Annotated in this window: 25 protein-coding genes and 2 pseudogenes; 9 read left to right on the top strand and 18 right to left on the bottom strand. The window is 75.2% G+C overall.

From position 1 onward, the window contains the following. Nucleotides 1–111: 111 nt before the first annotated feature. Together KBX06_RS11810 and KBX06_RS11805 are read right to left on the bottom strand one after the other, a co-directional pair. Nucleotides 112–1,137 carry an adenosine deaminase gene (locus tag KBX06_RS11810; protein WP_210834521.1) on the bottom strand — a complete coding sequence of 342 codons (1,026 nt, stop codon included), beginning with the start codon at nucleotides 1,135–1,137 and terminating at the stop codon, nucleotides 112–114. Continuing rightward, nucleotides 1,134–1,490, bottom strand: a pseudogene (locus KBX06_RS11805) (trans-aconitate 2-methyltransferase); the annotation flags it as partial. The pseudogene KBX06_RS11805 and the gene KBX06_RS11810, both read right to left, overlap by 4 nt. 77 nt (nucleotides 1,491–1,567) lie before the next feature. Here KBX06_RS11805 and KBX06_RS11800 point away from each other — a divergent pair. Both KBX06_RS11800 and KBX06_RS11795 read left to right on the top strand, forming a co-directional pair. Further along, complete coding sequence (locus tag KBX06_RS11800; protein ID WP_210834520.1) at nucleotides 1,568–2,551, top strand: aldo/keto reductase; 984 nt, start codon at nucleotides 1,568–1,570, stop codon at nucleotides 2,549–2,551. A gap of 40 nt (nucleotides 2,552–2,591) precedes the next feature. After that, nucleotides 2,592–2,786 (top strand): hypothetical protein, encoded by a 195-nt coding sequence (locus tag KBX06_RS11795; protein ID WP_210834519.1) that lies wholly within the window; start codon nucleotides 2,592–2,594, stop codon nucleotides 2,784–2,786. Nucleotides 2,787–3,018: 232 nt separating this feature from the next. Here KBX06_RS11795 and KBX06_RS11790 read toward each other — a convergent pair whose 3' ends face one another. The 7 genes from KBX06_RS11790 to KBX06_RS11760 all read right to left on the bottom strand — a co-directional run bounded on the left by KBX06_RS11790 (nucleotide 3,019) and on the right by KBX06_RS11760 (nucleotide 7,354). After that, nucleotides 3,019–3,222, bottom strand: a complete 204-nt coding sequence (locus KBX06_RS11790; protein ID WP_007075740.1) for a cold-shock protein — start codon at nucleotides 3,220–3,222, stop codon at nucleotides 3,019–3,021. Nucleotides 3,223–3,511: 289 nt separating this feature from the next. After that, a complete protein-coding gene (locus KBX06_RS11785; RefSeq protein WP_210834518.1) occupies nucleotides 3,512–3,784 on the bottom strand; it encodes a DUF4235 domain-containing protein in 273 nt (90 codons plus the stop codon). Beyond that, nucleotides 3,781–4,131, bottom strand: coding sequence for a DUF3618 domain-containing protein (locus KBX06_RS11780; protein WP_210834517.1), 351 nt, complete (start codon nucleotides 4,129–4,131; stop codon nucleotides 3,781–3,783). Before KBX06_RS11780 ends, KBX06_RS11785 begins: the two co-directional genes overlap by 4 nt. After that, nucleotides 4,128–4,562 carry a phage holin family protein gene (locus tag KBX06_RS11775; RefSeq protein WP_210834516.1) on the bottom strand — a complete coding sequence of 145 codons (435 nt, stop codon included), beginning with the start codon at nucleotides 4,560–4,562 and terminating at the stop codon, nucleotides 4,128–4,130. The genes KBX06_RS11780 and KBX06_RS11775 overlap by 4 nt, the downstream gene beginning before the upstream one ends. A gap of 266 nt (nucleotides 4,563–4,828) precedes the next feature. Beyond that, nucleotides 4,829–6,025, bottom strand: coding sequence for a mechanosensitive ion channel family protein (locus KBX06_RS11770; RefSeq protein ID WP_210834515.1), 1,197 nt, complete (start codon nucleotides 6,023–6,025; stop codon nucleotides 4,829–4,831). Nucleotides 6,026–6,108: 83 nt separating this feature from the next. Continuing rightward, entirely contained in the window at nucleotides 6,109–6,930 is an 822-nt protein-coding gene (locus KBX06_RS11765; RefSeq protein WP_210834514.1) for a DUF1206 domain-containing protein, read from the bottom strand. Between the two features lie 58 nt (nucleotides 6,931–6,988). Next, the gene (locus tag KBX06_RS11760; protein ID WP_210834513.1) at nucleotides 6,989–7,354 is read right to left on the bottom strand and encodes a hypothetical protein; all 366 of its coding nucleotides are present in this window, start codon (nucleotides 7,352–7,354) and stop codon (nucleotides 6,989–6,991) included. 90 nt (nucleotides 7,355–7,444) lie between these two features. Here KBX06_RS11760 and KBX06_RS11755 point away from each other — a divergent pair, with 90 nt between their 5' ends. Both KBX06_RS11755 and KBX06_RS11750 read left to right on the top strand, forming a co-directional pair. Next, nucleotides 7,445–8,671: a cysteine desulfurase-like protein gene (locus KBX06_RS11755; RefSeq protein WP_210834512.1), complete on the top strand. Its 1,227-nt coding sequence runs from the start codon at nucleotides 7,445–7,447 to the stop codon at nucleotides 8,669–8,671. Continuing rightward, nucleotides 8,668–8,955: a GNAT family N-acetyltransferase gene (locus KBX06_RS11750; protein ID WP_210834511.1), complete on the top strand. Its 288-nt coding sequence runs from the start codon at nucleotides 8,668–8,670 to the stop codon at nucleotides 8,953–8,955. Before KBX06_RS11755 ends, KBX06_RS11750 begins: the two co-directional genes overlap by 4 nt. Nucleotides 8,956–9,043: 88 nt before the next feature. On the opposite strand, the gene KBX06_RS11745 is transcribed toward KBX06_RS11750, so the two are convergent. After that, nucleotides 9,044–10,540 (bottom strand): glycoside hydrolase family 3 protein, encoded by a 1,497-nt coding sequence (locus KBX06_RS11745; RefSeq protein WP_210834510.1) that lies wholly within the window; start codon nucleotides 10,538–10,540, stop codon nucleotides 9,044–9,046. Between the two features lie 178 nt (nucleotides 10,541–10,718). Between KBX06_RS11745 and KBX06_RS28225 the strand changes: the two genes are divergently transcribed. The 5 genes from KBX06_RS28225 to KBX06_RS11725 all read left to right on the top strand — a co-directional run bounded on the left by KBX06_RS28225 (nucleotide 10,719) and on the right by KBX06_RS11725 (nucleotide 15,525). Continuing rightward, entirely contained in the window at nucleotides 10,719–10,841 is a 123-nt protein-coding gene (locus KBX06_RS28225) for a hypothetical protein (protein WP_255474757.1), read from the top strand. An 84-nt stretch (nucleotides 10,842–10,925) separates the two neighbouring features. Further along, entirely contained in the window at nucleotides 10,926–11,876 is a 951-nt protein-coding gene (locus tag KBX06_RS11740; RefSeq protein WP_210834509.1) for a TIGR03557 family F420-dependent LLM class oxidoreductase, read from the top strand. Nucleotides 11,877–12,114: 238 nt separating this feature from the next. Further along, nucleotides 12,115–13,746 (top strand): RecQ family ATP-dependent DNA helicase, encoded by a 1,632-nt coding sequence (locus tag KBX06_RS11735; protein WP_210834508.1) that lies wholly within the window; start codon nucleotides 12,115–12,117, stop codon nucleotides 13,744–13,746. A 66-nt stretch (nucleotides 13,747–13,812) separates the two neighbouring features. Then, complete coding sequence (locus KBX06_RS11730; RefSeq protein WP_101409152.1) at nucleotides 13,813–14,316, top strand: hypothetical protein; 504 nt, start codon at nucleotides 13,813–13,815, stop codon at nucleotides 14,314–14,316. Between the two features lie 171 nt (nucleotides 14,317–14,487). Continuing rightward, the gene (locus KBX06_RS11725) at nucleotides 14,488–15,525 is read left to right on the top strand and encodes a helix-turn-helix domain-containing protein (protein ID WP_210834507.1); all 1,038 of its coding nucleotides are present in this window, start codon (nucleotides 14,488–14,490) and stop codon (nucleotides 15,523–15,525) included. A gap of 194 nt (nucleotides 15,526–15,719) precedes the next feature. On the opposite strand, the gene KBX06_RS11720 is transcribed toward KBX06_RS11725, so the two are convergent. The 8 genes and pseudogenes from KBX06_RS11720 to KBX06_RS11685 all read right to left on the bottom strand — a co-directional run bounded on the left by KBX06_RS11720 (nucleotide 15,720) and on the right by KBX06_RS11685 (nucleotide 24,423). Further along, on the bottom strand, nucleotides 15,720–16,703 hold the full coding sequence (locus KBX06_RS11720) for a DNA topoisomerase IB (protein ID WP_210834506.1): 984 nt from the start codon (nucleotides 16,701–16,703) through the stop codon (nucleotides 15,720–15,722). After that, on the bottom strand, nucleotides 16,687–17,640 hold the full coding sequence (locus tag KBX06_RS11715) for a glycosyltransferase family 9 protein (RefSeq protein WP_210834505.1): 954 nt from the start codon (nucleotides 17,638–17,640) through the stop codon (nucleotides 16,687–16,689). Before KBX06_RS11715 ends, KBX06_RS11720 begins: the two co-directional genes overlap by 17 nt. Next, nucleotides 17,637–18,338 carry an SDR family oxidoreductase gene (locus KBX06_RS11710; RefSeq protein ID WP_210834504.1) on the bottom strand — a complete coding sequence of 234 codons (702 nt, stop codon included), beginning with the start codon at nucleotides 18,336–18,338 and terminating at the stop codon, nucleotides 17,637–17,639. Before KBX06_RS11710 ends, KBX06_RS11715 begins: the two co-directional genes overlap by 4 nt. An 86-nt stretch (nucleotides 18,339–18,424) precedes the next feature. Next, a pseudogene (locus KBX06_RS11705) lies at nucleotides 18,425–19,897 on the bottom strand (PfkB family carbohydrate kinase); the annotation flags it as partial. Then, complete coding sequence (locus KBX06_RS11700) at nucleotides 19,894–20,559, bottom strand: SIS domain-containing protein (protein ID WP_210834663.1); 666 nt, start codon at nucleotides 20,557–20,559, stop codon at nucleotides 19,894–19,896. The gene KBX06_RS11700 and the pseudogene KBX06_RS11705, both read right to left, overlap by 4 nt. After that, nucleotides 20,556–21,773 carry a glycosyltransferase gene (locus KBX06_RS11695; RefSeq protein WP_210834502.1) on the bottom strand — a complete coding sequence of 406 codons (1,218 nt, stop codon included), beginning with the start codon at nucleotides 21,771–21,773 and terminating at the stop codon, nucleotides 20,556–20,558. The genes KBX06_RS11700 and KBX06_RS11695 overlap by 4 nt, the downstream gene beginning before the upstream one ends. Then, nucleotides 21,758–22,735 carry a glycosyltransferase gene (locus KBX06_RS11690; protein WP_210834501.1) on the bottom strand — a complete coding sequence of 326 codons (978 nt, stop codon included), beginning with the start codon at nucleotides 22,733–22,735 and terminating at the stop codon, nucleotides 21,758–21,760. The genes KBX06_RS11695 and KBX06_RS11690 overlap by 16 nt, the downstream gene beginning before the upstream one ends. Then, nucleotides 22,732–24,423: an HAD-IIIA family hydrolase gene (locus KBX06_RS11685; RefSeq protein ID WP_307854607.1), complete on the bottom strand. Its 1,692-nt coding sequence runs from the start codon at nucleotides 24,421–24,423 to the stop codon at nucleotides 22,732–22,734. Before KBX06_RS11685 ends, KBX06_RS11690 begins: the two co-directional genes overlap by 4 nt. Nucleotides 24,424–24,637: the final 214 nt, after the last annotated feature.

Raw genomic sequence — 24,637 nt, 5'->3', positions numbered from 1 at the left:
AGTTCCGCCGGTCGACGCCTCGGGGCACCCCACCGGCCGGTGGAGCCGGGCGCGCGGCGGGAGACTCGGTCCCCCACACCTGCTCCCGCCGCGCGCCGCCCCCTCCTGCGCTCAGCGGAGGGCGGCGGCCAGGTGGGCGTCGATCTCGGCGGTGATCCGCCGCTTGCCCGCCGGGTCCAGGAACGACGCGGTCACCGCGTCGCGGGCCAGCGCGGCCAGCTCCTGCGGACCCGCGTCGAGCAGCCGGGCGGCGACGGCGTACTCGTCGTTGAGGGTGGTGCCGAACATCGGCGGGTCGTCGGAGTTGATGGTGACCAGCAGGCCCGCGTCGACCAGCTGCCGCAGCGGGTGCTCCTCGATGCCGGCCACCGCCCGGGTACGCACGTTGGAGGTCGGGCAGACCTCCATGCCGATCCGGTGCTCGGCGAGGTATGCCAGCAGCTCCGGATCCCGTACGGCGGAGATGCCGTGCCCGATCCGCTCGGCGCCGAGCTCGCGCAGCGCGTCCCAGACGGTCTCGGGGCCGGTGGTCTCGCCGGCGTGCGGCACCGAGCGCAGGCCGGCCGCCCGGGCCCGGTCGAAGTACGGCTTGAACTGCGGCCGGGGCACCCCGATCTCGGGGCCGCCGAGACCGAAGCTGATCAGCCCGTCCGGGCGCTCCTCCAGCGAGATGCGCAGCGTCTCCTCGGCCGCCGCCAGGCCCGCCTCGCCGGGGATGTCGAAGCACCAGCGCAGCTCGATGCCGAAGTCGGTTTCGGCCCGCTTGCGGGCGTCCTCGATCGCCTCGCAGAAGGCGGGCGCGGGGATCCCCCGGTGCACGTGCGAGTACGGCGTGACGGTCAGCTCGGCGTAGCGGACCTGCTGGCGGGCCAGCTCGCGGGCGACCTCGTGGGTGAGCAGCCAGACGTCGTCGGGGTCGCGGACGAGGTCCACGACGCTCAGGTAGACCTCGATGAAGTGCGCGAAGTCGCGGAAGGCGAAGTAGTCGGCGAGCGCGGCCGGGTCGGCGGGCACGGGGCTGCGGCCCTCGTGGCGGGCGGCCAGCTCGGCGACGATCCGGGGCGAGGCGGAGCCGACGTGGTGCACGTGCAGCTCCACCTTGGGCAGTCCGGCGATGAAGGTTTGCAGGTCGGTCACAGGTTCTCCTCTGCGCGGGCGCCGGTGCGGGCGACGAAGAAGACGCGGCGGAACGGGAAGTGCACCTGAGCGTGCCGCACCGGGTACGCCTCGGCGAGGCGTACGCCCAGCTCGGCCCGGAAGTCGGACCCGCCGGCGGCGTCCAGGGCCGCCCGGACCGGCCGGAGCGCGGTGCCCTCCAGCCAGCTCAGCACGGGGTGGTCCGCGTCGGCGCGGGCCGGCAGCAGGTGCACGTGGGTAGTCTCCCAGGCGTCCACCACGCAGTCGGCACCGGTCAGCAGCTCGGCGTGGCCGAGGGCGGTGTCGTCCGCCGGGGGCCGGCGCAGCAGGGGGGCGACGTCGGCCCGCCACGCTTCCAAACCGTACGTCCGTCTTGTTAACCGTACGGCCCGTCGCGCGACACGACAAGCCGATCACTAGGCTCAGTGGCATGGAGCAGCGCACCTTCCCCCGGCTGGGGCGGCACGTCGGGGTGATCGGGCTGGGCGCCTGGCAGCTCGGCGCGGACTGGGGCACGGTCAGCGAGGCCGACGCCACCGCCGTACTGAGCACCGCCGTCGAGTCGGGGGTCACCTTCCTCGACACGGCGGACGTCTACGGCGACGGGCGCAGCGAGCAGCTCATCGGGCGGTTCCTGCGCAGCCGGCCCGACGCCGCGCTGACCGTGGCCACGAAGATGGGCCGCCGGGTCGCGCAGACGCCCGAGGCGTACACCCTGGCGCACTTCCGCGAATGGACCGACCGGTCCCGGCGCAACCTCGGCACGGACACCCTGGACCTGGTGCAGCTGCACTGCCCGCCCTCCGCCGTCGTCGCCGACGACGCCGTCTTCGACGCGCTGGACACCCTGGTCGCCGAGGAGCGGGTCGCCGGCTACGGGGTGAGCGTGGAGACCTGCGACCAGGCCCTCACCGCCATCGCCCGGCCCGGGGTGGCGAGCGTCCAGATCATCCTCAACGCGCTGCGCCACAAGCCCCTCGACCGGGTGCTCCCGGCCGCTGCCGCCGCCGGGGTCGGCATCATCGCCCGGGTCCCGCTGGCCAGCGGGCTGCTCTCCGGCCGGTACGACGAGCACACCACCTTCGCCGCCGACGACCACCGCACCTACAACCGGCACGGCGAGGCCTTCGACGTCGGCGAGACCTTCTCCGGCGTCGACTTCGCGCTGGGCCTGGCCGCCGTACGCCGGCTGGCGCCGCTGGTCGGCGACGGCCGCACGATGGCCCAGTTCGCGCTGCGCTGGATCGTCGACCAGCCCGGCGTCACCGTGGTCATCCCCGGCGCCCGGGACGCCGCCCAGGCCCGGGGCAACGCCGCCGTGGCCGGCCAGGCACCGCTGTCGCGACGGGACCTGGCGGCGGTGGCGGAGGTCTACGACGAACTGGTCCGCCCGCGGGTGCACGACCGGTGGTGAGTCGGGCGGCCGGTACGGGGATCGACGGAGGGGGATCGCGATGAAGGGCTGGCTGCCGCTGACCCTGGGCCTGCTCGCCGTGGTCGGCGGCGCGTTGTGGACGGTGCAGGGCCTCGGCTACGTCGAGGGCAGCGTGATGACCGACCGGCGGCTCTGGGCCGCGATCGGGCCCCTCGTCGTCCTGGTCGGACTGCTCGTGCTCTGGTTCGGGCTGCGCGCCCGCCGGCGCCACTGAGCGGCCGGGGCGGGCCCTGCCCCTCGCCACCACCGGGGCCCCGGCAGCCCACACCGGGGTTCGCGTCCCTGCCCGCACCGGGGCTCGCGTCCCTGCCGCACGCGGGCTCGCGTCCCTGCCGCGCCGGGCAGCGGCGGCACGCGGAAAGCCCCGTATCCCGGCCGGGATACGGGGCTTCGCTGGGATCCGGGCGCCGGATCACCACTGGCCGGCGGGTGCCGACCGGCACTGCTCAGATGGGGCGGACCTGCTCGGCCTGCGGACCCTTCTGACCCTGGGCGATCTCGAACTCCACCCGCTGGTTCTCCTCCAGCGTGCGGTAGCCGCTGGTCTGGATGGCCGAGAAGTGGACGAACACGTCAGCACCCCCGCCGTCGACGGTGATGAAGCCGAAGCCCTTGTCTGCGTTGAACCACTTCACGGTTCCCTGCGCCATGTGTATCTCCTTCTAAAACTGGCGGCCGAGCACGCCGTGCGGCCGATTGGCCGTTTTCGAGCAGCGGTGCCTGAGGCGGCCCCCACCAAGGAGACTGGACTCAACCCACGCCATCTCTCAACAGCGTGAAACAGCAAACCACGTAGCGAAAAATCTGCACAGCCTTCCGGACGAATTTCTTCGACATGTGACCTGACGGATGTCGAAGATCCGCTGGTGGGCCCTTGCCCCCGGCCGAGAACGCCCCCGCACCATTGCCACGGTGCGGGGGCGTCTCGCCGTTGTCCGGTCAGTCCGGCCAGCTTCCGGTGAACCGGCGTACGCCCACCGCGCCACCCCGGTCGACGGCCGCCCGGACGACCGAGAAGATCGCACCCTGCAGCGCCGCCGCGGCGAGCACCTCGCCCCAGCCACGGTCCTCGTCGGTGGCGCTGGGCGCCTCGCCGTCGCCCGCCGTCATCTTCCACACCTGCCGGAAGATCGCGCCCGCGACCGCACCGGCGGCGAGGCCCATCAGCACGCCGACCGGCTTGTACGCGGCCTTCCCGATACCCTTGCTCACCGCTGCCTCCCCCGCACGATCACCAACACGATCACCGCGGCCACCGCGCCGGCCGCGAGGGCGACGAACGGCGTCGGGTTACGCCGTACGATCTCGCCCTTCTCCTGCGCCTGACCCCGCGCGAGCTGCGCCTTCTGCGCCGCCTGCCCACGCACCCGGGCCACGGTCTGCGCGGCCTGGCCCCGCATCCGCTCCTTCGCCTGGTCGGCGGAGGACCTCAGCCGCGCCTTGACGTCGGCCTTCGCCGCCAACGCCTCCATCGTCTCGCCCAGCTCGACCCGGGTCCGCCGGATCTCCTCCCGCAGCGCCTCGGTGTCGCCGCTGCCGCGGCCGTTGCCCGTCGTCATGCTCGTCCCCTGTCCTTCACGGCGGCGGCGACCGTGTCCACGTCCGCCCGGACGCTGCGGACCGCGGCCTCCGGCACCGGCGGGACCGCCTGGCTGACCTGCTTCTTGCCCACCAGGGCCAGGATGCCGGCCATCGCGAAGAGCACCACCGCGACGATCAGGGCCGCCGCCCAGGCCGGCAGCACCAGGTCGAGCAGCAGGATCGCGGTGGCGACCAGGGCACCCAGGCCGTAGAGCGCCAGCGCCCCGCCGCCGCCGAAGAGACCGATGCCGATACCGGCGTGCTTGCCCTTCTCGGTCAGCTCCGCCCGGGCCAGGGCCAGTTCGTCGCGGACCAGGCGGGAGACCTGCTCCGTGGCCCGCTGCACCAGCTCGGCGGTGGACGGCTCGCTCCCGTTGGGGGATGTGCGGGCGTTCGCCACGTCAGCCATGCTGTCCTCCTTTCATCATCACCGCGCTGTATGCCCGGACTCGCCGCTCGTCAATCCTTCGCCCGACGGTCGGTACGCGGCGGACCGCCGACTCCCCGAGCCGCCGAGCCGCCGCCGGCGCGGAAGAAGGTGCAGAAGCGTCCCGCAGCAGGTCCCCACGAAACGCCCGGTCAAACTTCCCGAGCCACCGCACTGCGCCCCGGGCGTCGCCGGCGGGCACAACCCCACCCACACCTCCAACCGCCCCCACCCCCCACAGGTCACGCTCAGCGGCGGGCTTGGGCGGGCTCGTCGGGGCCGACGAACGCCTCGCTGCGGGCGTCGCCGTCGTCGCTGCCGCCGAAGACCCGGGCGTCGTCGGGCACGTCGGCGTCGGTGGGGCGACGCACCGGCCGGCGGGGGCGTACCCACTGCCACGGCAGGTTGCTCTCCACGTCCCCGATCTCGGTGCGCATCCGGGGCATGGCGGTCGGCCGGTGGTCCCGGATCCAGGCCACCAGGTGCTCACGAACCAGGCAGCGCAGGTCCCACAGGCTGCCGGCGTCGGCGGCACTGACCAGGGCGCGCACCGTGACCGTCCCGCCGGTCGCATCGGTCACCTGGAGTACGCAGACCCGCCCGTCCCACAGCTCGGTGCCCTCCGCGAGGCGGCGCAGCTCCTCCCGCATGGCCTGCACCGGGACCGCCCAGTCGACGTCGAACTCGGCGGTGCCCAGCACGGCCGCCTCGGTCCGGGTCCAGTTCTGGAACGGCTTGCTGGTGAAGTACGAGGTGGGCAGGATCAGCCGCCGGTCGTCCCAGATCTGCACCACCACGTAGCTCAGCGTCAGCTCCTCGACGCGGCCCCACTCCCCCTCGACCACCACCACGTCACCGAGGCGGACCGCGTCGCTGAAGGCGAGCTGGAGGCCGGCGAAGACGTTGCCCAGCAGGCTCTGCGCGGCCAGTGCGCCGACCACACCGAACACCCCGGCGCTGGTCAGCACGCCGGCGCCGATGCCGCGTACGGCCGGGAAGGTCATCAGCATCACGCCGACCGTGAGCACGACGATCACCGCGATCGTCAGCCGGCGCAGCATGACGACCTGGGTCCGTACCCGCCGCGCGTGCCGGTTGTCGGGCACGTCGACCCGGAAGCGGACCAGGGCGGTGTCCTCGGCCACGACGAGCAGCGAGGCGACCAGCCAGGCGACGCTGGCGATCACACCGAGCACCAGCAGGTGCAGCAGCACCTGCCGCCACTGGTCGCCGACCGCGTAGCCGGTGCTGAACCGCACCGCGAACTGGACGGCGAGGACGGTGGCGGCGACCTGGATCGACCGGTGCGCGTGGTCGGTGAGCTCGGTCAGCAGCAGCGAACGCCGGCCCACCCGCCGGATCACGCGGTGTGCGACCTCGACCGCGAACAGAGCGATCGCCGCCGCGGCGAGCGCGGCGACGATCGTCGCGAGGTAGCTCTGCACGGGTTGTTTCCTCCTCATGGCGCCGGACACGTGCTTCTGGGCAAAGGCCCAATAGTGCCCGGCGACGTCGGAAACGACCAGGCTCAGACCTTCCGGTACCGGGACTGGAGGAAACAGTAGATGCCGAAGGCGGCGAAACCGAGCGCCACCAGGGTGAGCAGCGCCTGACCGTAGGCCTGGTCGCGCAGCGTACGCAGGGCCGCGTCCAGACCGCGGGCCTTCTCCGGGTCGTAGTTGACGGCGGCCAGGATGATCAGCAGGCCGGTGACGCCGTACGCGATGCCCTTGGCGACGTAGCCGGCGATGCCGAGCCGGCGGGTGAGCTGACGCGTCTTCGGGCTCATCTCACCGGTCTTGAGGTGCTTCTCGAAGCGCTTGATCAGCCCGTAGACGACCAGGCCGACGCCGATCGCGGCGAGGGCCAGCCCGGCCAGTCCGACCAGCCAGCGGCCACCGGAGGACTCCATGGCCTTGCCGGTCAGCGCCTCCTGCTGGTCGGCGCTGTTGGAGCCGGCGTCCCGGAAGACCTTGAAGGCCGTCCAGGCGAAGTAGAGGTAGACGACGGTCCGCCCCACCGAGGCGAGCCGCTCCCAGACGCGCTCCTTGCCGCGCTCGGCACGGTGCCCGACGGCCGCCTCCAGCGCCTGCCAGATCGCCATGGCGAGCAGGCCGACCGCGATGGTGATGACGAGGAACCTGCCCAGCGGCTGCGCGGCGAGGGTGCGCAGCGCGCCGGCCTGGTCGCCGTCGGCGGCGGGCTTGCCGAACGCGATCTGCAACGCCAGCCAGGCGAAGAGGAGGTGCACGATGCCGTAGCCGATGAAACCGACTCTGGCCAACAGTTCGAGCCACCTGCTGTTCGCCGTGCGGGAGGCGGTGGCTTCGGCGTTCCGGGTGAGTGACATGGCGCCACATTCACCGAATACGAAGATCTCCAAACGTCGACCGCCGCCCCCGCCGGGGTCAGTTGCCCGGGCTCCGCGACACCCTGATCTTGACCTCCTGGTCGGTGACGCTGTCGAGCGTGACCGAGAAGCCACCGGCCTCGGCGGCCTGCTGGCCCATGGTCAGCGACAGCTGCTCGCCGGCGACCTCGACGGTCACCTGGTCGTCCTGCGCGCCGATGAGCTTGGCCTCCACGCCGAGGATGCTGGCGCTGGCGTTCACGCCCCGGTCGAAGGTGACCGTGCAGGCGTCGAGGCCGCAGTTGGCGCTGGCGCCCTCGGAGCTGCAACCGGCGAGCACGGCGACGCCGAGCGCCAGGCCGGCCAGCAGGCTGGCGGCCCGGCGGGTGGGGGTCAGCGGGGAGGCAACACGTCGATTCGTCACCCCGCCAAGGTTACGAGACGACGGCCACTGCGGCAGCGCGTGACCATCGGCCGAGGTGGGGGGCCCGGCGCGGGCGTTAGGGTCCCGGACATGCCGTTCGACATCGCCCGCACCCGGGCCGCCTACCCCGCCCTCGCCGAGGGCTTCGTCCACCTCGACGGGGCCGGGGGCACCCAGACCGCCGGACCGGTCATCGACGCGGTCACCGCCGCCATGCGCGCGGCGGTGGGCAACCGCAGCGCCGCCTTCGCGCCCGGCCGGCGGTCGCTGGAGATGGTGGCCGCCGCCCGCTCGGCCGTGGCCGACCTGCTCGGCGCCGAGCCCGAGGGCGTGGTGCTGGGCCCGAGCGCCACGGCGCTGACCTACACCCTGGCCCGGGCCCTGGGCGCCGGGTGGCGGCCCGGCGACGAGGTCGTGGTCTCCCGGCTCGACCACGACGCGAACGTACGCCCCTGGGTGCAGGCCGCGGAGGCGGCCGGCGCGACGGTGCGCTGGGCCGAGTTCGACCGGGACACCGCGGAGCTGCCGGTGGCCCGCTACGCGGAGCTGGTCGGCGAGCGGACCCGACTGGTCGCGGTGACCGCGGGCAGCAACGCCACCGGCACCGTGCCGGACGTTCCGGCGATCGCCGCGACCGCGCACGCCGCCGGCGCGTTGGTCTGCGTCGACGGGGTGCACTCGGTGCCGCACGGCCCCACCGACCTCGCCGCGCTGGGCGCCGACTTCCTTCTCACCAGCGCCTACAAGTGGTCGGGGCCGCACCTGGCCGCCATGGTGGCCGCGCCCGCGACGTGGGAGCGGCTGCGCCCGGCGAAGCTGCTGCCCTCCTCCGACGCGGTGCCGGACCGTTTCGAGTACGGCACCCCGAGCTTCCCCCTGCTGGCCGGCGTGGCCGCCGCGGTGGACCACCTGGCCGGATTGGACCCGACGGTCACCGGCAGCCGCCGCGAACGGCTGCTCGCCGGGCTGAGCGCCGCGCGGGCGTACGAGGAGTCGCTGCTGCGGCGGCTGCTCGCCGGGCTGGCCGCGCTGCCCGGCGTCACGGTGCTCGGCTGCCCCGCCCGGCGCTGCCCGACGGTGTCCTTCCGGCTGGCCGGGCTCTCCCCGCAGCGGGCCCAGGAGGAGCTGGGCGCCGCCGGGTTCTGCCTCTCCGCCGGCGACTACTACGCGTACGAGTACTTCCAGGCGATGGGGCTGCGCGACAGCGGCGGGGCGGTGCGCGCCAGCCTCTACCACTACAACACCGCGGACGAGGTGGACCGGTTGCTCGGCGAACTGGACCGGCTCGTCGCCGGCGGGAGCACAATGGCCGGGTGAGCACCCTCGTCGAGGACAACCCCGCCAAGCACCGGTTCGAGATCCTGGTCGACGACGCGTTGGCCGGGTTCACCGCGTACCTGCCGCGCGGCGAGGTGCTGGTCTTCACCCACACCGAGATCGACCCGAGGTTCCAGAACATGGGCGTCGGCGCGGCGCTGGTCGGGGGCACCCTCGACGAGCTGCGCGAGCGCGGCACGGCGGTGGTGCCGCGCTGCCCGTTCATGGCGGCCTTCATCGACCGCCACCCCGAGTACGCCGACCTGGTCACCCGCGAGCCGTAGCCGGGGGCGTCGGGATGCTCCGGCGCCCCTCGACGGCGGGGGACACCGGGGCACACCGCCGCAGCGGTCCGAGGAGGCGCGGAAGCGGTCAGCGGCCCGCCAGCAGCCCGGCGGCGGCGTGGGCGGCGGCCCGGGTGGCGCCGTGGGTGGCGACGTGCACCGCCCCGGTGACCAGCTCGGGCACGCCCAGCTCGACCACGACCGCGTCCGGGCGGGCGGCCAGCGCGCGGCTCACCGACGCCCGCATCCAGTCGTGCCGGTGCAGGTCGCGGACCACCAGCACCACGCACCGGCCGGCCGCCCCGGCGGTCGGGTCGACGGGCACGTCGGCCTCGGCGTAGCGGACGGTGGTGGTGCCGGCGAGCAGGGCGGCCAGCGGGGCGGCGAGTCCCCACGGGGTCTCCGGACCGATCGCGATGTTGCGGGGCGGCTCGAACTCGACCACGTGCGCGGGGCCGGCCAACGGCAGCGCGCCGACGCCGGCGGGCGCGGTGGTGACCCGCAGCGCCCGGCGCGCGGCGGCCAGCCCGACGGCCGAGCCGGCGGCGGTGGGGCGGGGCCGGGGCGGGCGGGCGGCCCGGGCCGCGACGGTCCAGGCGGCGAGCTGCCCCACCCGCTTGGCCGCCTCGGTGAGGCGTTCCTCCGGTAGTTCGCCGGAGACGACCGCGGCGACGATGGCGTCGCGCAGCAGCCGGGCCGACTCCTCGTCGGCGCGTTCCCCGCCCACGCAGACCGCGTCGGCGCCGGCGGCGAGGGCGCGTACCGCGGCACCGGCGAAGCCGTACCGGTCGGCGACCGCCCGCATCTCCACCGCGTCGGTGACCACGACACCGGAGAAACCCAGCTCGTCGCGGAGCAGCCCGCCCAGGATCCGGCCGCTGAGGGTGGCCGGCAGCTCCGGGTCCAGCGCCGGCACCAGCAGGTGGCCGGTCATCACGGCCTGCACCCCGGCGGCCACGGCGGCCCGGAACGGGGCCAGCTCCACGGCGTCGAGCCGGGCCCGGTCGGCGGCGATGCGGGGCAGGTCGTGGTGCGAGTCGACCTTGGTGTCGCCGTGCCCGGGGAAGTGCTTGGCGCAGGCGGCGACCCCGCCCGACTGGAGGCCCCGCACCCAGGCGGCGGTGTGCCGGGCGACCAGCGCCGGCTCGGCGCCGAAGGCGCGTACGCCGATGACCGGGTTGGCCGGGTTGGAGTTGACGTCGGCGTCGGGGGCGTAGTTGAGGGTGACGCCCAGCGCGGCGAGGTCGGCGCCCAGGTCGTGGGCGACCTCCTCGGTCAGCGCCGGGTCGTCGACCGCGCCGAGGGCGAAGTTGCCGGGCCGGGAACTGCCCCGGGCGGACTCGATTCGGGTCACGTCGCCGGCCTCCTCGTCGATGGCGACGACGACGTCGGGGCGTTCGGCCCGAAGGGTGGCGGTGAGGGCTGCCACCTGCTCCGGGTGCACCACGTTGCGGGCGAAGAGCACGACGGAGCCGAGGCCCTCGCCGAGCCAGCGGCAGACCCAGGGCGGGGGCGTGGTGCCGACGAACCCCGGTTGCAGGACGGCTGCGGCCAGGCTGGCCAGGCTTCCGTCGGGGGCGCTCACGCGGGCCCGCCCGCGTGGTGGCTGATGTGTCGCTCGCTCATGCGGTCGTCGTACCCCCGTCTTCTCCGCGCCCGGCGGCCCGCCACCGGCGGCGGTGTTGACATGGTCACACCGCGCGAGGAAATAGTCAATAAACCTTACAGTTGCCCTCCGGCGCGGAGCTGGGGACAGTTCGGGGATGGATCCCCTGCTGCTGGCCGACGCGACGAGCCCGGCCGACATCCCCGGCGTACGCCTGCTCGGCCTGGTCGTCGGCGGCCTGCTGCTGCTCGCCGCGATCCGCGCGATGTTCCGGCGCTGAAGCGCGCCGACGCCCGCGGTTCGGCGGCGGCCACCGGGGTACCGCCTGCCCCATGGCACCGGTACGACACCGCGAGGGGGAACGATGAGGATCGGCTACTTCCTGTCCACCGAGGAGTACACGCCCGCCGAACTGCTCGAACAGGCGCGCGGCGCGGAGCGGGCCGGCTTCGAGGCGCTCTGGATCTCCGACCACTACCACCCGTGGACCGACGCGCAGGGCCAGAGCCCCTTCGTCTGGTCGGTCATCGGCGCGCTCAGCCAGGTCTGCCGGCTCCCGGTCACCACCGCCGTCACCTGCCCGACCGTACGCATCCACCCGGCCGTCGTGGCGCAGGCGGCGGCCACCAGCGCGGTCATGCACTCCGGTCGGTTCGTGCTCGGCGTGGGCAGCGGCGAGGCGCTCAACGAGCACATCCTCGGCGACGCCTGGCCGCAGACCGACGTGCGGCTGGAGATGCTGGAGGAGGCCGTCGAGGTGATGCGCGAGCTGTGGCGGGGCGGCTTCGTCAACCACCACGGCAGGCACTACACCGTCGAGCACGCCCGGATCTACACACTGCCGGAGACTCCCCCGCCGGTCTACGTCTCGGGCTTCGGCCCCAAGGCCGTCGACCTGGCGGCCCGCATCGGCGACGGCTTCGTCAACACCTCACCCGACGCCGAACTGGTCCGGCGGTTCCGGGAGGGCGGCGGCGGCGACAAGCCGTGCCAGGCCGGCTTCAAGGCGGCGTACGCGCCGACCGAGGAGGAGGGCGTGCGGATCGCGTACGAGCGGTGGCCGAACGCCGGGGTGCCGGGCGAGCTGTCCCAGGTGCTGCCCTCGCCGCGGCACTTCGAGCAGGCCGCCGAGCTGGTCCGGCCGGAGATGATGAAGGACGCGTTCGTCTGCGGGCGGGACACCGACGCGCACCTGGCGAAGATCGATGAGTACGCCAAGGCCGGCTTCGACGAGATCTACGTGGCCAACACCGGCCCGAACTGGCAGGGCCTGCTCGACCTCTACCAGCGCGAGGTGTTCCCCCGCGTACGCTGACCGCGCCGGCCCCGGGCACCCCCGCCGGTGGGGCTGCCCGGGCTCAGCGCGAGCCCACGCTCCGGCGGCGTTCCGGCAGGCGGAAGACCCGCGAGGCGCGTGCCCCCGACGAACCACTGCCGCCGGGAACTCTGATACCCGCGCGGCATCAAATTGCCTGTGTGGTGTCGGGCGAGCGGACCGCACCGCCGTCGTCGCCGGTTTCGCCGCCGAACACGTCGGGTACCTCCGGCCCTCGATGAAACTGTCCACGCACTCCACGACACTGCGCCGCGCGGCGAAGAGCCTCTTCGGCTGGACCGCACTGCGGCCCCACCAGCTGGCCGCCATGCGGGCGGTGATGAAGCGCCGTGACGCCCTGGTGGTGCTGCCCACCGGCGCCGGCAAGTCGGCGATCTACCAGATCCCGGCCAGCCTGATCCCCGGCCCGACCGTGGTGATCTCCCCGCTGCTCGCTCTCCAGCAGGACCAGATCGCGGCGCTCAACGAGCGGCAGCGGCCGGAGCTGCGCGCCGTACGGATCAGCTCGGACGAGTCGGCCGCCCAGCAGGCGGAGGCGATCGCCGAGATCCGCGACGGGCGGGCCGAGTTCCTCTTCATCACCCCGGAGCAGCTCGCCAACCCCGACCGGACGGCCGAGGTGAAGTCGCTGAGACCGGCGCTGGTGGCGATCGACGAGGCGCACTGCATCTCCGCCTGGGGGCACGACTTCCGCCCCGACTACCTCGCGCTGGGCCACCTGATCGACGGCATCGGCCGGCCGCCGGTGGTGGCGCTGACCGCCACGGCCTCCCCGCCCGTACGCGACGACATCATCGCCCGGCTGCGGCTGACCGAACCCGAGGTGGTGGTCTCCGGGCTGGACCGGCCGAACATCTTCCTCGAGGTGGCGCACTGCCCGACCGAGGACTACCGGTGGCGACGGCTGATCGCCCTGCTGAGCGACGACACCCGGCCCGGCATCATCTACGTGCCCACCCGGCGCTCCGCCGAGGAACTGGCTGCCCGACTCACCGACGCCGGACTCCCGGCCCAGTACTACCACGGCGGGATGGCGGCCGGGGCCCGCGCGGAGCTGCACGAGGCGTTCCTCGCCGACCAGGTGCCGATCATGGTGGCCACCTCGGCCTTCGGCATGGGCATCGACAAGCCGAACATCGCCTGGGTGGTCCACATGGCGCTGCCCGACTCGCCCGACAGCTACTTCCAGGAGATCGGGCGGGCCGGTCGCGACGGCGCCCCGGCCCGGGTGCTGCTGCTGTGGCAGGCCGAGGACGTCGGGCTGCAACGCTTCTTCAGCGGCGGCCTGCCGGACGCCGACGAGCTGCGTGACCTGTCCGCGCTGCTGCGCAGGAAGGCGCGGAACAAGAAGGAGCTGCGCGAGGTCACCGGCCTGGGCCCACGCAAGCTCGGGCAGTACCTGGCCCTGCTGGAGCAGGTGGGCGCGGCCGAGCCGAGGGCGAGACAGCGCATCGGCGCGCCCCGCTACTCCCCCACGCCCGTGGACGCCGCCGCCGCGGCCCTGGCGGAGGCCGAGCGGCAGCAGACCGTGACCCGGTCGCGTACGGACATGATGCGGGCCTTCGCCGAGACCACCGCCTGCCGGGGACAGACGCTGCTGGCCTACTTCGGCGAGCAGATGACCGAGGTCTGCGGGCACTGCGACAACTGCCACGCCGGCACCAGCACGCCCGACGACGGGGCGGTCGGGCCCTTCCCCGTGCACAGCCAGGTCCGGCACCCGGAGTGGGGGCACGGCATGGTGCTGAGCTACGAGGAGGACCGGATGACGGTTCTCTTCGACGAGGTGGGGTACAAGACGCTGTCCGTCAGCGTGGTGACCGAACAGGGCCTGCTGACCCTCGACTAGCCTGAGCCGGGCTCCCCTGTCGGGGCCGCGGACGACGAGCGACATCAGTACGGAAGGGGCGGTGCCGTGATCGAGCAGCCGGCGTACACCGGGTTCGGTTTCTCCGACGAGGAGTGGGGGCTGCTGGTCGGCCTGCCGCAGTCGGTGCTGACCGCGGCGAGCGCCGCCGAGTCCGACGGCACCCGGCGCACCATGGCCGAGAACGCGGCCGGGCTGGAGACCATCGCCGCCGGCCGGGAGTCGGCCAGTCCGCTGGTCGCGGCCGTGGCCGGCGAGATCGTCTCGCGGGTGGGCGACCCGGAGGCGGGCGAGGAGCTGCCGGTCATCGCACCGTCCGACCCGCGCGCCTACCTGGAGGACGTGCTGGGCCGGGCCAGGGAGGCGGCGGTGCTGCTGGCCGCCCGCACCGACGAGGGCGAGGCCGGCGCGTACAAGCACTGGCTGGTGGACATCGCCGAGCAGGTGGTGGGCGCGGCGTCCAGCGGCGGCATCCTGGGCCTCGGCGGGGACGTGGTCAGCGACTCGGAGCGGCGCTTCCGCGACCGGCTCTCCCAGGTGCTCAACGACTGACGCGACGACGGCGGCGGCACCGGGCGAGTCCGGCGCCGCCGCCGTCGCTTGTGGCGGTCAGGCCACGCGGCGGCGGAACCGCGCCCGAACGCTCGAACGGAAACGGCCTGGGCTGACGGAGCGCCCACGATGGACAATGGCCGCCGGACCGGCGCGAGGACGGGGGAGCGGATGCTTCGGCGGACCACCATCGACACCGAACAGGTGCCGGCGCCCGAACGCCTCGGGATGTGGCTCGACCTGGTGGCGCGTACGGCGTCGCCGCTGCGGATCCGCACCGAGCACGCGCACGACTTCGCGGCCCGGGCGGAGATCGTCGAGCTCGGCCCGATCCAGGTGGTCAACTACCGGTACCCGTCGCTGGAGGGCGTCCGGACGCCGAGGCTGGCGCGCGAGTCGGCCCCGGAGATCTACACGCTGGCGCTCACCGTCAACGGCGACGGCGCGGCCAGCCAGGCCGGCCGCAGCGCCGTGCTGGGACCGGAGGAGTTCATCTTCTACGACGGGGCGCGGCCGCACGGCGTGCGGCACCTCGGCGACGACGAGGGCCGAACGCCGGCCCGCTCCGTCGTCGCGATCATCCCGCACGCCGCGCTACCGCTGCCGCCGGACCGGCTGGCCCCCCTGCTCGGCGGGCGGATGTCGGGCAGCGAGGGGATCGGCGCCCTGCTGGCCCAGTTCCTCCTCCAGATCGCCCGCCATCCCGAGCAGTACCACGCCACCGACGCCGCCCGGCTCGGCATCGTCGGGCTCGACCTGGCCACCACCATGCTCAGCCGGCACCTGGTGGCCGAGGACGCCGTGCCGACCGAGGCCCGCCAGCGCGCCCTCGTCACGCAGGTGCGGGCGTACATCCAGCGGCATCTCGGGGACGCGACGCTGAGCCCGCAGGTGGTGGCGGACGCGCACCACGTCTCGCTGCGTACCCTGCACCGGCTCTTCGAGGCCGAGGAGTCGACGGTCGCGTCGTACATCCGCGAGCTGCGGCTGGCGCGGTGCCGGCACGACCTCGCCGACCCGGGCCTGCGCGGCCAGCCGGTCCAGGCGATCGGGGCCCGCTGGGGCTTCCCCGACAAGGCGCACTTCAGCCGGGCCTTCCGCAAGGCGCACGGCGTCGGACCGCAGGCCTGGCGGGCCGACCAGGCGGAGGGAGCGGCACGGGAAGTCAACCCGGCGGCGTCCACGGTCAACCCGGTCGGGGCAGACTGACCGAGGTGGCCGGCTCCTCCCCCGCCGAGACGAGGGAGGGACCGGACGCCAACGGGGGCCGCGGCGAGGCGCCCGCCGCCACGGGGGCGGCGGGCGGCCGCCCGGTGACCATCCGACGGCCCGACCACGGGGGGGGCAAGGCGCTCGGGCGCGCGACGCCCCCGGCGCAGAACCCCAGGCCGGGGGCGGCCGTCTCAGGCGTCCTCCAGCAGTTCGAGCACGATCCGCTCGGCCTCCTCGCGCGGCGTCGCGGGGTCGACCGGGGCCACCACGCCGTCGTGGAAGAGGTCGACCACGCGCGGGTCGACGTAGGACGCGCGTGCCACGGTGGCCGTGTTGCCGAGCAGCTCCGCGACGTCGCGCATCACCGCCGCGACCGCCCGTCTGCCGGCCGTGGCCGAGCGCGGCGGGCCCACCGTCGCCAGTTCGGTCGCGGCCAGCACCGTGGCGTGCCACGTCCGGAAGTCCTTCGCCGTCATCTCCCCGCCGCTGGCGTCACGCAGGTACCCGTTGACCTCGTCGCTGCGCACGTCGCGCCAGTCCCCGCCGTCGAGGTAGCCGAACAGCCGGTCGGCCGTGCGCCGCCGCCGGCGCAGGTTGACCAGCACCCGGCACAGCTGCGGGTCCTCGATGCGACGCACCTGCTCGACGCCGCCCTTCGCCGGGAACTCGAAGACCACGCAACCGCCCCGGGACCGGGCGTGCTCGGGGCGCAGGGTCGACACCCCGAACGTCGGATCGTCGCCGGCCGCGTACTGGTCGCTGCCGACCCGGAACGTCCCCATGTCGAGCAGCCGGGTCACCGTCGCCAGCACCCGGTCGCGGTGCAGCCCCCGGCCGGACAGGTCCCGCCCGACCCGCTCACGCAGCACCGGCAGCCGGCGGGCCACCTCCAGCACGTGGTCGAACTTCGCCTCGTCGCGCTTCTCGCGCCACTTCGGGTGGTAGAGGTACTGTTTGCGCCCGGCCGCGTCGATGCCGGTGGCCTGGATGTGCCCGTTCGGGTACGGACAGATCCACACGTCACGCCAGGCGGGCGGGATCACCAGCTCGCGCAGCCGAGCCAGCTGGTCGGCGTCACGCACCGGCTGCCCGGACGGATCGAGAAAGAGCCAGCCCCGGCCGCGCCGGCGTCGCCCGTACCCCGGCCTGCCCGGATCACTACGCCGCAACCGCACCGGAGACCCGCACCGCCCGTTCCACCTCGTCCACGGCTGCCACCACCTGCTCGACCCCGATGGCCGCCAGCGTCGGATGACTCCCTGCCCCCTCCCACCTGCGTGAATCCTCCGATCCCGGCCACAGCGCCCGGTGCCGGGGCCGCCCCGGCGGCGGCCCCCACCGCGCCGGGGGGACCGGCCCGAAGAGCACCACCGACGCGGTGCGGTAGCCGGTGGCCAGATGCGCCACGCCCGTGTCCCCGCTGACCACCAGCCGGGCGTACGCCACCAGCGCCGCCAGCCGGCCCAGGTCCGTCCGGCCGGCCAGCACCGCGCCGGCCGGCAGCCCCGCGTCGGCCGCGATCCGCTGCGCCGTCGGCCGCTCGTCGCGGCTGCCGGTGAGCACCACCCGGTGCCCCTGGGCGGCCAGTTCCCGGGCCAGCGCGGCGAACCGTCCGGGCGGCCAGCGCTTCGCGGGGACCTTGGAACCCGGGTGCAGCACGGTCACGCCGGTCGGGACGCCGTCCGGGGCCGGCCGCCGCAGGTCCAGGTCGGTGCGGTCGGCGGGGATGCCGTACCAGCCGAGCAGCCGGCACCAGCGGTCGACCTCGTGCTCGTCGACGCGCCAGCCGGGGCCGTCGTGGTGACCGGCCTGCGGGCTGGCGTACGCCAGCAGCCGGCCGGGGCGGGTGCGGGTGAGCATCCGGTGCGACTCGGGGCCCCGGCCGTGCAGGTTGACGGCGACACGCGGCGTCCGCAGGGCCGGAGCGGGTCGGCCGAGCCCGTCGGTGGGCACCAGCCGGTCGACACCGCCGACCAGGTCGACCAGCGGCGCCAGCCAGCCGGGCGCGGCGAGGACGAGTTCCCGGTCGGGGTGGGCGGCGCGCAGGGCGCGCAGGGCCGGGACGGCGGTGGCGAGGTCGCCGACGCCGAGGGCCCGCAGGGCGAGGATCACGGGTAGGACGTTTCCCGGTCGGCGCAGACCACCATCTCGCGTACGGCGCAGCCCGCGGGTTGCGACAGCGCGAACATGACGGCGGCGGCGGTGTCGGCCGGATCGTTCAGCACGGCGTCGGGACCGGGCCGGTACGCGACGTCGCGGTCGTCGAAGAAGGCCGTCCGCATGCCACCGGGAACGAGCAGCGTGACGCCGACCCTGCCGGCGAGTTCGGCGGCGAGGGCGCGGGTGAAGCCGACGACCCCGAACTTCGCGGCGCAGTAGGCGGTCGCGTCGGCGACGGCCCTGACCCCCAGCGTCGAGGCGACCGTGACGATGCTGCCGCGGGAGGTCTCCAGGAAGGGCAGGGCGGCCCGGACCACGGCCGCCGTGGCGAGCAGGTCCACGGCCACGATCCGGTCCCAGGTCTCGCCGGGCACGTCCGCCAGCTTCCCGGGCACGTCCATTCCCGCCGCGGTGACCACGGCGTCCAGCCCGCCCGAGCGCTCGGCGAGCTGCCGGGTGGCCGCCTCGGCGGCACGGGTGTCGGCGAGGTCGCACTCCACCCACGGCACCCCGTCGGCGGGCGCCTGCCGGTCCAGCACCAGCGGCCGTCCGCCGTCCCGGGCCACGGCCGCGACCACGGCGGCGCCGAGCCCGCTCGATCCGCCGGTGACCAGCACGGTCCGCCCCACGCCGGGCGGCCCGCCGCTCATCGGGTGCCCCCCGCCGCGCCCGGTCCCCCGAGGGCGGGTCGCACCCGTTCGGGCCCGCCGTCGGTCTGCGCCGACGCGCCGTCGTGGGCGGGGCCGGGTGGCGGCGCGCAGGCCGGCGGCACGGTGTCGGTGAGCGGCACCCCGACGGTGCCGGTCGACCGGGCGGCGGCGATCAGCCCGGTGGTGGAGCGGCCGTCCAGGTACGGCACGACCACGGCGTTGCCGCCCCACCGGCGCAGCACCTCCGCCTCGGGCAGGGCGGGCTCGCCGCCGTCGCCGACGTAGTCGCCGCCCTTGACCCAGACGTCCGGCCGCAGCCACGACAGCGCCGCGTGCGGGGTGGACTCGTCGAAGATCATGACCGCGTCGACGCAGCTCAGCGCCGCGAGCAGCCGGGCCCGGTCGCCCTGCGGGATGACCGGCCGGTCCGGGCCCTTCAGCCCCGCCACGCTCGCGTCGGAGTTGAGGCAGACCACCAGGCAGTCACCGAGCTGACGGGCGGCCTGCAACGTCGCGACGTGCCCGGCGTGCAGCAGGTCGAAGCAGCCACCGGTGGCCACCACCGTGCCGCCGGACGCGCGTACCGCCGCCACCACGCCGGCCGCCGCGGCCACGCCGACCCGCTCCCCGCCGGGGCTGGAGACCGCCGGCGGCAGCGGACGCGCCGGCTGCGGCAGCGCCGTCGCCACTCCCCCGTTGGCCACGTACGCCGACGCCTCCGCCACCGCCTCCTGCACCGCCTCGGAGACCAGCGCCCCCCGTGCCAGGGCGAGACTGGCGGTGGCCGCGAACCGGTCGCCGGCACCGCAGGTGTCCCCCTCGGCGGTGGCCGGGGCGGGCACCACCATCGGTGTCGCGCCGGCGTGGCAGAGCAGCGCGCCGTCCCCGCCCAGGGTCACCGCGACCGCGCCGGCACGCCAGCGCTGGCGCAGCCCCTGCGCGCCCCGCGCCGCCGTCGCCAGCCGGGTCGCCCCCGGCGCGACCGTGACCAGCTCCCGCACCTCGGCCTCGTTCGGCGTGACGAGGTGCACCCCCGCGACGGCCACCGGCCCCCGCGGGTGCGGGTCCCAGACCACCGGCGCCCGGGTGGCGGCCAGCGCCGCCCGCAGCGCGGGCTGCCGCGCTACGCCTCGCCCGTAGTCGCTGACCAGCACGACGGAGGCGCGGGCGATCACCCGCAGCACCGCCTCGGACGGCTCGCCCGGCGTACCGGCCGCCCCGCCCCGGTCGTGGCGCAGCAGCACCCGGCCCCGGGCGCGCAGCCGGACCTTCTCCGGCGTGCCGCCGCGCAGCCCGAGGGGATAGACCTGCACACCGGCGTCGGTGAGCAACGAGCTGAGCCGGGCCCCGCCCGCGTCGTCCGCCAGCGCGGTCACCAGCACCACGTCGGCGCCCCGCGCGGCGGCGAAGACCGCGGCCAGTCCGGCGCCGCCGGGCCGGTCGACGTGTGCGGTCTCGTCCAGCACCGGCACCGGCGAGTCCGGGCAGAGCCGGTTCACCACCCCCTCGACGTCCCGGTCCAGCAGGGTGTCACCGACCACCACGACGGGTCCCCTCACGCTTGCCTCCTCATCACGCCCTGGGCCTGCTGGGCCGCACCGCCGTCGAGCACCACCTCGACCCCGGTCCGTACGGGCACGGCGAGCGCCACCGGCAACTCCCGCTCCACGTACTCGCAGAGGAGGTGGCTGGTCACGAGGTGCAGTTCCTGGACGACCTGGCTGTCGGGTGAGTCGACGGCCAGCACGTCGTGGCACAGCTCCGCCAGCGGGTTGGGAGCGGGGCCGGTCAGGGCCCAGCAGGTGAGCCCGCCGTCGCGTCCGGCCCGCGCCGCGGCGAGCAGGTTGGCGCTGCTGCCGCTGGTCGACAGCAGCAGCAGGATGTCGCAGTCGCGGCCGTGGGCGCGCACCTGGCGGGCGAAGACCTCGTCGTAGCCGTAGTCGTTGCCGATGGCGGTCATCGCGGAGGTCTCCGCGTGCAGCGCGAGGGCGGACAGGGGCTGACGGTCCTCGCGCAGCTTGCCGACCAGCTCGGCGGTGAGGTGCTGGGCCTCGGCGGCGCTGCCCCCGTTGCCGGCCACCAGCAGCCGGCCGCCGTCGACCAGCCGGCGGGCCAGGGCCGCCCCCCACCGGGCCAGCAGCGGCTCGTGCCGCCGGAAGGGCGCCAGCGCCGCCGCCAGGTTCGTCAGGTGCGCCTCCAGCGGGGTGTCCGCCGCCATCAGGCCACCACCCGGGTCGGCCGGCGGACCGCCGCCACGTCGCCGTAGACCTCCACCAGCCGCTCCGCGGTCGCCGCCCAGGAGTACCGCCGCCGGGCCCGCTCCCGGGCCGCCGTCGCGTACGCGAAGCGGCGGATCCGGTCGTCGAGCAGCCCCTGGATCGCGGCGCCCAGCGCACGCGGGTCCCGGGCCGGCACCAGGTCGCCGGTGACGCCCTCGACCACGGTGTCCTTGATCCCGCCGACGGCGGTACCCACCACGGGCACGCCGCAGGCCATCGCCTCCAGCGGGGTGAGCCCGAACGGCTCGTACCAGGGGGCGGCCACCAGGACGTCCGCCGAGCGGTACCAGCGGCCCATCTCCTCGCGGGGCACCGCCCCGACCAGCCGCACCCGGTCGGCCACCCCGCAGCTGACCGCGAGGGCGCGCAGCCGGCGGGCGTACGGGTCGGTCTCCAACAGGCCGGCGGGCGGGCCGCCGACCACCACGCACTCGGCTCCGGGCACGTACGCCATGGCCCGCACGACGGTCTGGAAGCCCTTGCGTTCGACCAGCCGGCCGACGGTCAGGATCCGCGCCCGGCCGTCCTCGCGCTCGGCGGTCGGCCCGAGCGGGGCGAACGTGCCCAGGTTGACGCCGGACGGCACGACCGTCATCCGGGACCGGGGCACGCCCATCCGGGTCAGTTCGCCGACCTCGTCGCGGCACTGGGCGACGACCCGGTCGACGGCCCGGCCCAGCTCCCGTTCGTAGCCGATCCGCCGGGCCGGGCTGGTGTCCTGCACGCCCTGGTGCCGGCGCTTGACCACGCCCAGGGCGTGGTACGTCTGCACGACCGGCACCCCGGTCTGCCGGCTGGCGGCCAGCGCGGCGAGGCCGCTCATCCAGAAGTGCGCGTGGATGACCTCGGGCGTCCAGTCGCCGCCCCGCCACCGGTCGACCAGCCAGCGGCTGAACTCCCTCATGTGCGGCAGCAGGGCGTCCTTGGCGACCGGCTCGGCCGGCCCCGCCGGGACGTGCACCACGTCGTAGCCGTCCGCGCTGCGTACCGCGACGGGCAGGTCGACCGCGTCGCGGCGGGTGTAGACCCGCACGTCGTGCCCGGCGGCCGCGAGGGCGGCGGAGAGCTCGGCGACATGCGTGTTCTGACCGCCCGCGTCCTCGCCGCCCAGGATGGCGAGCGGGCTGGCGTGCTCCGAGATCATCGCGATGCGCATACTTCCTCCTCCAGCAGCCGGTCCCAGTCGGCGAGGAAACGGTCGAGGCCGTAGCGGTCCCGGGCGGCGACGCGGGCCCGCTCCCCCGCCAGTCGCGCCTGCGCCGGTTCGTCGACGAACCGGCGGGCGGCGTCGAGCAGGACGTCGAGCCGGGTGGACAGTGCGCCCGCCCCGGGTGGCACCGCCATCACCGCCTCGGTGGCGGCCAGCGCCACCACCGGCATCCCGATGGACATCGCCTCGATCAGGCTCAGCCCGAGCGAGGTCCACCGGCACAGGTGCAGGTACGCCCGCCGCCGCCCCAACTCGGCGTGCATCCGGTGCTGGGGCACGTCGTCGTGGCTGGTGAGCCGGTCGGCGGGCAGGCCCAGGTGCTCGGCCAGCCCGGCGACCTTCATGCCGAAGACGTCCAGCGGGGCGATCTCGGCGAAGCGGGGCAGCAGGTCGGTACCGGTGACCCGCCAGCGGCGTACCGGCTCGTTGATGACCACCGCGAGCCGGTCGAGTTCGCCCGTGTACTCCGCGACGGGGGTGACGATGCCGTGGTCGACCACCGCGGTGCGGGTGGCGCCGGTGTCCCAGAACAGCTCGTTGAACCCGGTGACGTGGGCGACGAGCAGGTCGTCGCGGTCGGCCATGGGGTGCCGGCTGTCGGGGACGGCGCCGTCCTTGGGCGTGTTGTGCTCGACGTAGACGGCGGGGACGTCGCGGCCGGGCCGGCGTCCGAGCCACCGCTCGGCGAGGTCGATCTCCTCGGGTCGTTGCAGGACGACCAGGTCGACGTCGGCGGTACGCAACTGCTCGGGGGTCACCTCGACGGCCGTGTCGGGCCAGGGGTAGGTGCGGGCGCGGCCGAGGCCGTAGGGGCCCCGGTCCGGGGTGACGGGCACCAGGTACCGGTGCTTGCCGTGCACGAACGATGTGGTCCAGGAGCCGTGCACGTGCCAGAGCAGCAGGTTCACCGGCCGCTCCCGCCGGTGCTGGCCCCCGCCGGCACGCCGGTCGTCCGGTCCGCGGCGCGCGGCGCGGGCCGGGCCGGTGGGGTCACCCCGAGCAGCCGCAGCGCGTCGATGACCTGCCCGGGTTCGAGGCCGCCGAGGCAGGGGTGTCCGGGCACCGGGCAGCGGGCCGCGCGGGTGTCCCGGCAGGGCGCCTCGGCGTCGCCGAGCCGCACCGTGGGCACCCGCCACGGCCCCCACTGCCCGAACGGGACGGTGGGGGCGAAGAGGCTGACGACCGGCACTCGGTGGGCGGCGGCGAGATGGGCGGGGCCGGTGTTGCCGACCACGAGCGCGCCGGCACCGGCGACCGTCGCGGCCAGCGCGGCGAGGGACGTACGCCCGCCCAGGTCGACGGCCACGTCGCCGGCCACCCGCGCGGTCAGCTCGCGCTCGTCGGGGCCGCCGGTGACCACCACCCGGTGGCCGGCGGCCGTCAGGGCACGGGCGATCCGCGCGGCCAGCTCCGGCGGGCAACCCCGGGCCTGCGCCGCCGAGCCGGGGTGCAGCACCACGTAGCCCGGCGTGCCGGCCTCGGGCGGCGGCGCCGGCACCGGACGCAGGCGCAGGGCGGGTCCGTCGTGCTCGGCGAGGGCGAAGCCGGCGGCGGCGGCGAGCGAGAGCGCGCGCTCCGCCTCGGGTACGCCGAGCGGCACGCGGTGCCGGACGTCGAGCAGGCTGCCCGGGTAGTCGTCACTGATGGCGCTGACCCGGCGGATCCCGGCCAGGCGCAGCAGCAGGGCCAGGGGCAGGGGCGACTGGTGGAAGCTGGTGAAGACGACCGCCTCGTCGGCGCCCACGGCGGCGAGCCGGTCGGTGAGCTGACGGATGTCGGCGGGGTCGACCGGGGCGGGCGCGGGATCGATCCAGGGCAGCCGGTGTTCGACGATCTCGTCGACGCCGGGCAGGAGTTCCGCCGCGGCCCGCCCCCGGGGTCCGCACAGCAGCACCACCCGCTGCGCGCCGGCGGCGACGGCCCGGATACCGGGCCCGGTGACCAGCACGTCCCCCGCCGAGTCGGCGCGTACCACCAGCACCGTCCCCGTCCGCCGCCCACCGACGCCAGGTGGGTGGGCCGGGCGGGCGTCGGCGTGCCCGTACGTCGCCGGGTCGACCGCCGCCTGGCGGCGCAGGATCTCCGCCACCGCAGCCGGCAGGTCGGGCGCGACCTGGGGCGCGGCGGCCACCTCCTGCGGGCGGGTCACCGGCGTGGGCACCAGGATCCCCGACGCCCCCGCTGCCGACGCGGCGGTCATGTCCCGCCCGATGTCCCCCACCAGCACGCACCGCGACGGCACGGTGCCCAGCTCCCGGGCCACCGCATGCACCAGCCCCGGGGCCGGCTTGCGGCATCCGCATCGGTCGCCGTCGTCGTGCGGACAGACCGCCCAGGCGTCGAACGGCCCCAGCATCTGCTCGACCCGGGTGTGCACCGCCCGCAGCTGCGCCTCGCCGAACAGCCCCCGGGCCAGGCCGGACTGGTTCGTCACCACCGCCAGCCGCAGGCCCGCCGCCCGCAACCGGTCCAGGGCTGCGCGGGCCCCCGGCATCGGCCGCACCTTGTCGGGATCGCCGTTGTACGGCACGTCCTCGATGAGGGTGCCGTCGCGGTCCAGCAGCACCGCGTCGAACAGGGCGGGCCCGGACGCGATCTCGTCAGCCCCGGCGAAAACCCGGGCTGACCTGCGCTGATCCGGCTCGACCTGGTCCTGTCGCACAGCCGGCGGGTTCCCGGCGCCCCGGGGAGTAAACGTCGTGGTGGACGCGCCGCCGCGTCGATCGCCGGCGGTGTCGACACGCCGGCCCACAGCTGCCGTTACCCGTCGCCCGGGAGAAGCTAACCCACCGGCACCGTTAGCCCCGGAC

The organism is Micromonospora sp. C31 (genome assembly GCF_018070575.1).
GTDB lineage: Bacteria > Actinomycetota > Actinomycetes > Mycobacteriales > Micromonosporaceae > Micromonospora.
The sequence above is the reverse complement of the archived record's forward strand: the minus strand, read 5'-3'. Positions and strand labels throughout refer to the sequence as shown.